This window comes from Methylobacterium sp. D48H (genome assembly GCF_053345715.1).
On sequence record NZ_JBKFAP010000059.1, the window covers coordinates 1 to 6,514 of the forward strand.

6 protein-coding genes are annotated in these 6,514 nt (G+C 72.8%); 5 read left to right on the forward strand and 1 reads right to left on the reverse strand.

Annotated elements, in window-relative coordinates; all coding sequences use genetic code 11:
- Window positions 1-220: 220 nt before the first annotated feature.
- Entirely contained in the window at window positions 221-1,138 is a 918-nt protein-coding gene (locus tag ACLBX8_RS31325) for a sulfite oxidase heme-binding subunit YedZ (RefSeq protein WP_447716380.1), read from the reverse strand.
- 207 nt (window positions 1,139-1,345) lie between these two features.
- Here ACLBX8_RS31325 and ACLBX8_RS31330 point away from each other — a divergent pair, with 207 nt between their 5' ends.
- The 5 genes from ACLBX8_RS31330 to ACLBX8_RS31350 form a co-directional block, all read left to right on the forward strand.
- On the forward strand, window positions 1,346-2,356 hold the full coding sequence (locus ACLBX8_RS31330) for an aldo/keto reductase (RefSeq protein ID WP_020092720.1): 1,011 nt from the start codon (window positions 1,346-1,348) through the stop codon (window positions 2,354-2,356).
- Window positions 2,357-2,654: 298 nt separating this feature from the next.
- A complete protein-coding gene (gene rimP / locus ACLBX8_RS31335) occupies window positions 2,655-3,416 on the forward strand; it encodes a ribosome maturation factor RimP (RefSeq protein WP_091679719.1) in 762 nt (253 codons plus the stop codon).
- Between the two features lie 64 nt (window positions 3,417-3,480).
- Entirely contained in the window at window positions 3,481-5,106 is a 1,626-nt protein-coding gene (gene nusA / locus ACLBX8_RS31340) for a transcription termination factor NusA (RefSeq protein WP_447701320.1), read from the forward strand.
- Window positions 5,107-5,131: 25 nt separating this feature from the next.
- On the forward strand, window positions 5,132-5,854 hold the full coding sequence (locus tag ACLBX8_RS31345; RefSeq protein ID WP_447701319.1) for an RNA-binding protein: 723 nt from the start codon (window positions 5,132-5,134) through the stop codon (window positions 5,852-5,854).
- A 76-nt stretch (window positions 5,855-5,930) separates the two neighbouring features.
- A partial coding sequence (locus ACLBX8_RS31350; RefSeq protein WP_447716381.1) for a translation initiation factor IF-2 associated domain-containing protein occupies window positions 5,931-6,514 on the forward strand: 584 nt, incomplete at its 3' end.

The following is a 6,514-nucleotide window of genomic DNA, read 5'->3' on the forward strand; positions in this document are numbered from 1 at the left end:
GTGCAGGCCGCGGCTGCCGGCGCGGCGGCGGCCGGCGGCGGCGCGGCGGGCGCCGCCTTGGCGGCCGGCTTCGCGGCCTGGGTCGCGGGGGGCGTCGCGAAGGCGAGGGTCGGCGCGAGCAAGCCCGCGATCAGGAGAGGCGTGCCGCGCATGGCGTCTCGAAAGCTCCGCTGGGCCCGGGGCCGCCGGCGGCGGAGGACCGGGAGCGGGTTCTGCGGCATCAGGCCGACGGCGACAAGGGCTCCCGGATAGGCTCCCGGCGGGCCGCCTGGGCCGGTCGCCTGCCCGGTGCCGGGGCCTTCGGGCCGCGCACGAGCGCCACGAGCGGGAGCGACAGGCCGACGGCCAGCACCCACCAGGCCGGCCGGATCGGCCCGGAGAAGTCCAGGTTGGCGGCGAGGACGAGGTCGGCCGGGACGCCGCTGGCGAGGCCGTACCACGCGGCCTCCAGCCCGGCGGTCGCGAGCCCGGCGGCGATCGCCAGGAGGAGGAGCGACCAGGGCCGCTCCGGCCACTGGAAGCGCCGCATCACCCGCCAGCCCATCAGCAGCAGGAACAGGCCCGCCGAGAAGACCGGGTCGGTGACGTCGATCTTCGACTGCAGGAAGTAGTGGACCAGGGCCGCCACGGCGATCGTGTAGGTGAGGCGGTGCAGGCGGTTCCAGTTCGGGCCGAGGTTGCGGATCGCCGCGTCCGTGGAGGTCAACCCTAAGGCGATCAGGCCGATCAGGGCCACGAAGCCGATCGTCAGGTAGAGCCGGAGCGCGATCTCGGAGATCACCTTGGTGAGGATCAGGTTCTGGTCGACGGCGTAGAGGGTCAGGTGGGCCACCGCGTAGGCCATCACGGTGACGCCGAGCATGCGCCGCACGACGAGGACCTTCGGCCAGTCCGCGAGGCGGCGCAGCGGCGAGATCGCCAACGAGAAGAGCAGGAAGCGCACCGCCCACTCGCCGGTGGCGTGGATCAGCGCGGTGATCGGCTTCGCGCCGAGCGCGTCGAGCCGGTAGGCGGCCGCGAGGTAGAGCGCGGGCGCGACGCAGGACGCGAACACCGCGAGCTTCAGCCAGGAGAGGCGGCCGGCCCGGTCGAGCCAGGGGAGGGGGATGCCGAGGGCGGCGGCCGAGCGATCGATCATGGGTCCGAACGGAAGCTTCGCGGTGGACGACGGCGCCGCGCCGGTGGCTCGGGCCACCGGCGGGAACGGCTGCCCGGGCCATCGGTGCCGTCACGGGTCGGTTCGCCGCGGGCGTTCGCGGGTTACAGGGCGGCGTTGACCTGTGTTGTGGTTGACCGCGCCGTTCCCGCGGCGAGATAGCGGGACGACGGACGTTGGAGGGATCCCATGCAGTATCGCACGCTCGGCCGCTCGGGCCTCAAGGTCTCGCCGATCTGCCTCGGCACGATGATGTTCGGCGGCCCCACCGACGAGGCCACGGCCGGCCGCGTCGTCGCCAGCGCCCGGGAGGCCGGGATCAACTTCATCGACACGGCCAACGTCTACACGGAGGGCCGCTCGGAGGAGATCACCGGCCGGGCGATCCGGGCGGAGCGCGACGCCTGGGTCCTGGCCACCAAGGTCGCCAACCCGACCGGGCCGGGCGTCAACGACCGCGGCCTCTCGCGGGTCCACGTTATGAAGGCCGCCGAGGACAGCCTGCGCCGCCTCGGCACGGATTTCATCGACATCTACTACCTCCACAAGGAGGACCACGACACGCCGCTGGCCGAGACGGTCCGGGCGATCGCCGACCTCGTGCGGGCGGGCAAGATCCGCCATTTCGGCGTCTCGAATCACCGCTCCTGGCGGGTCGCCGAGATCTGCCGGCTCTGCGACGAGGCCGGGATCGACCGGCCGGTGGTGAGCCAGCCCTACTACAACGCCTTCAACCGGATGCCCGAGACCGAGCACCTGCCCGCCTGCGCGCATTTCGGGCTCGGCGTGGTGCCGTACTCGCCGCTCGCGCGCGGCGTGCTCACCGGCAAGTACGACCCCGACGCGCCGCCGCCGGCCGAGTCGCGGGCCGGCCGCCAGGACGCCCGGATGATGCAGACCGAGTGGCGCCCGGAATCCCTGCGCATCGCCCGGACCTTGAGGGAGCACGCCGAGGCCCGCGGCATCACGGCCGGCCAGTTCGCCACCGCCTGGGTGCTGAACAACCGCCTCGTCACGGGCGTGATCGCCGGGCCGCGGACGGAGGCGCAGTGGCAGGAATATCTCGGCGCCCTCGACTACGCCTTCACCCCGGAGGACGAGGCGCTGGTCGACGGGTTCGTGGCCGCGGGGCATCCGACGACGCCGGGCTACAACGATCCGGCCTATCCGCTGGAGGGGCGGGTGCCGCGCAGCGGCTGAGACGCGGCCGATCTTCGACCGATCCCCTCATCCTGAGGTGGCCGCGAAGCGCGACATCGAAGGATGAGGCGGAGCTGGGGACGAGCGGGCTCGCGCGGCGCGGCGGATCCACCTTGCGCTTCGGGCCGAGGGCCGCTATCTAGCTCTCAACAGTTCTGATGGCAGTCGAGAGGCTGCGGTTCGGGAGTGGGCCCCACCGGGTCCGCTCTTTTTTTTCGCCGCACACCCTCTCGCCGCACGAGGCCCCACGCCGCGGGCGGCCAGGCAGAACGCCGCGAAGGTTGCGCGCTGAACACCCATGTCGTCCGAGATTGAAGCGGATCTGTCCGAGAAGCGCCTCGTCCGCGAGGCCGGAGTCGCCGCGCGCGTCGCGCAGGCGATCGAGGGGCCACTCGCGGGCCTCGGCTTCCGGCTGGTCCGGGTGCGGATGTCCAACGTCAACGGCTGCACCGTGCAGATCATGGCGGAGCGGCCGGACGGCACCTTCACGATCGACGATTGCGAGGCCGTGAGCCGCGCGATCTCGCCGATCCTCGACGTCGACGATCCGGTGGGCGGCGCCTACAACCTCGAAGTGTCCTCGCCGGGGATCGACCGGCCGCTGGTGCGGGTCTCGGACTTCGCCCGCTGGGCCGGCTACGAGGCCAAGGTCGAGCTGAGCCCGCCGCTGGACGGGCGCAAGCGCTTCCGCGGCATCCTCGGCGCGCCGGACCCGACGGGCGCGACCGTCCCGATCGACCTGCCCGACGTGAAGGAAGGGCTGCCGAGCCGCATCGACCTGCCGCTCAAGGACCTCGCCGAGGCCCATCTCGTCCTCACCGACGAGCTGATCCGCGAGTCGCTGCGCCGCGGCGGGCCGCCCGCCACGGACGAGGCCGACGAGGCCGAGGACGAGGAGGACGCCGCGGAGAGCGCGCCGCCGGCGCGCGCACCGTTCCAGCCGAAGGGCCCCCGCAAGGCCAGCCCCGCGGCCAAGCCCCAGAAACAGGCCCGGACCGGCCCGAAAAAGCCGGTCGTGACCAAGGCGTCCCGGCTCAAGGACCGCGACTCCCTGCACTGAGACCCCCGGGTCCGCCGCCCGGCGGCCGGCCCGAAGATTTGACGGAAGAGAAGGACCGACACCGATGGCCGTCGTCAGCGCCAACAGGCTCGAACTCCTCCAGATCGCCGACGCGGTCGCCCGCGAGAAGGTGATCGACCGCTCCATCGTGATCGACGCGATGGAGGAGGCGATCGCCAAGGCCGCCCGCTCGCGCTACGGCGCCGAGACCGACGTTCACGCCGAGATCGACCCGAAGACCGGGGCGCTGCGCCTCTCGCGCCACCTCCTGGTCGTCGATCAGGTGGAGAACGACGCCCGCGAGATCACCCTCGACCAGGCCCGCCGCTACAACCCGGGCGCGCTGGTCGGCGACGTCATCTCCGACACCCTGCCGCCCTTCGATTTCGGCCGCGTGGCCGCGCAGTCGGCCAAGCAGGTCATCGTCCAGAAGGTGCGCGACGCCGAGCGCGCCCGCCAGTTCGACGAGTACAAGGACCGCATCGGCGAGATCCTCAACGGCATCGTGAAGCGGGTCGAGTACGGCAACGTCATCGTCGATCTCGGCCGCGGCGAGGGCATCGTGCGCCGGGACGAGATGATCCCGCGCGAGACCTTCCGGCCGGGCGACCGCATCCGCTCCTACCTGTTCGACGTGCGCTCGGAAGTGCGCGGCCCGCAGATCTTCCTGTCGCGCTCGCACCCGCAGTTCATGGCCAAGCTGTTCGGCCAGGAAGTGCCGGAGATCTACGACGGCATCGTCGAGGTGAAGGCGGTGGCCCGCGATCCGGGCTCGCGCGCCAAGATCGCGGTGATCTCGCGCGACGGCAGCATCGATCCCGTGGGCGCCTGCGTGGGTATGCGGGGATCTCGCGTGCAGGCCGTCGTCGGCGAGCTGCAGGGTGAGAAGATCGACATCATCCCGTGGTCGGAGGACGAGGCGACCTTCATCGTCAACGCCCTCCAGCCCGCCGAGGTGGTGAAGGTGGTGCTCGACGAGGAGGCCGACCGCATCGAGGTGGTGGTGCCGGACGACCAGCTGTCGCTGGCGATCGGCCGCCGCGGCCAGAACGTGCGCCTCGCCTCGCAGCTCACCGGCTGGGACATCGACATCCTGACCGAGGCCGAGGAATCGGAGCGCCGCCAGAAGGAGTTCGCCGAGCGGACCCAGGTGTTCATGGAGGCGCTCGACGTCGACGAGACCGTCGGCCAGCTGCTCGCCGCGGAAGGCTTCCGCAACGTCGAGGAGATCGCCTACGTCGACATCCAGGAGCTCTCCGGCATCCAGGGTCTCGACGAGGAGACCGGCACGGAGATCCAGGCCCGCGCCCAGGACCACCTCGCCCGGATCGAGCAGGCGCACGACGCCCGCCGCACCGAGCTCGGCGTCGCCGACGAGCTGCGCGAGATCGAGGGCATCACCACGCCCATGATGGTCGCCCTCGGCGAGAACGACGTGAAGACCGTCGAGGATCTGGCGGGCTGCGCCACCGACGACCTCGTCGGCTACACGGAGGGCCGCGGTCCCGAGGCCGTTCGCCACGCCGGCTACCTCGACGGGTTCGACCTGTCCCGCGCCGAGGCCGAGGCCCTGATCATGGCCGCCCGCCTGAAGGCCGGCTGGATCGAGGCCCTGCCGGAGCCGGAAGCCGAGGAGGGTGCCGAGGTGGCCGAGGGCGACGAGGCCGCCCCCGCGCAGGCCGAGGCCTGAGGCGGGCGCCGGCGGCGGAGGCGCGATGGTCGCGGTCGACACGACCCTGCCCGAGGACGGGCTGGATGCCGGGGGGCTCGATGCCGGCCCCGGCCGCCGCTCGCCCGAGCGGACCTGCATCGTCACGCGCGTCGTCCAGGCGCCGGACGCGATGATCCGGTTCGTGCGCGGGCCGGACGGCAGCGTCGTGCCCGACCTGCGCGCCAAGTTGCCGGGCCGCGGCGCCTGGATCAGCGCCCGGCGCGAGGCGGTCGCGACCGCGGTGCGGAAGAACATGTTCTCGCGGGCGTTCAAGGGGCCGACCCCGGCCGCCCCCGACCTGCCGGACCGGATCGCCGCCGGGCTGCGGGACGACCTGCGGCAGGCCATCGCCATGGCCAACAAGGCGGGCTGCGTGGTCGCGGGCTTCTCGAAGGTCGAGGCCGCGATCGGCGGCCAGCCCGGGGCGATCGCGGTGATTCATGCCGCCGAGGCGAGCCCGGACGGCCGGCGCAAGATCGCGTCGGCCTTGCACAGGCGTCACGGCGGGGCCATGTCAAGGATCCCGATCATCGATGACCTGTCCGAGGACGAATTGGACATGGCCTTAGGTCGGGATCATGTGATACACGCTGCGCTCGTCGCAGGAGCCGGAGCCGCCGGCTGCCTGTCGCGTTGGCGTCGGCTACGCTCCTTCGAGGGCGCCGCCGCGGCGACCGGGGAGCCCGATCCAGCCCGAATCGGCGGGATCGACGAAGCCTCACGTTGACGACGCAGGACTATTTTGACCGGCGCCACCGGGTGTCGGTTCACGGGACGATGGAAACCCTCAGGGTTCAGGCTGAATGAGCGATACGAACAACCCGGGCGACAAGACTCTGAACCGGACTTCCCCGAAGCCGCTCGGCCTCAAGCGGCCGATCGAGGCGGGCACCGTGCGTCAGAGCTTCTCCCATGGCCGCTCCAAGCAGGTCGTGGTCGAGACGGTGAAGCGCCGCGTCATCGGTGCGGCGCCGGCCGCCCCTGCCCGTGAACCCGCGCCCGCCCCGCGCCCGGCGGCCCCCGCGCCGACGGCGCCGGCCCCGCGTCCGGCGCAGCGCGCCGCTTCGGGGGTCGTCCTGCGCACCCTGAGCGAGCAGGAGAGTGCGGCCCGCGCCGCCGCCCTCGCCGACGCGCAGCGCCGCGAGGCCGAGGCCCGCCGCAAGGTGGAGGCCGAGGCCGAGGCGCGCCGTCGCGAGGCCGAGGAGCAGGCCCGCCGCGAGCGCGAGGCCGCCGAGGCCCGCCGTCGCGAGGACGAGGAGCGCAAGGCCGCGGCTGCGGCCGCCGCTGCGGCGGCGGCTGACGCTGCCAAGGCCGCCGAGGCTCAGGCCGCCGCCCCCGCACCCGCGGCCGACGCCCCCGCCGCGACACCGGCCCGTCCGGCCGAGGC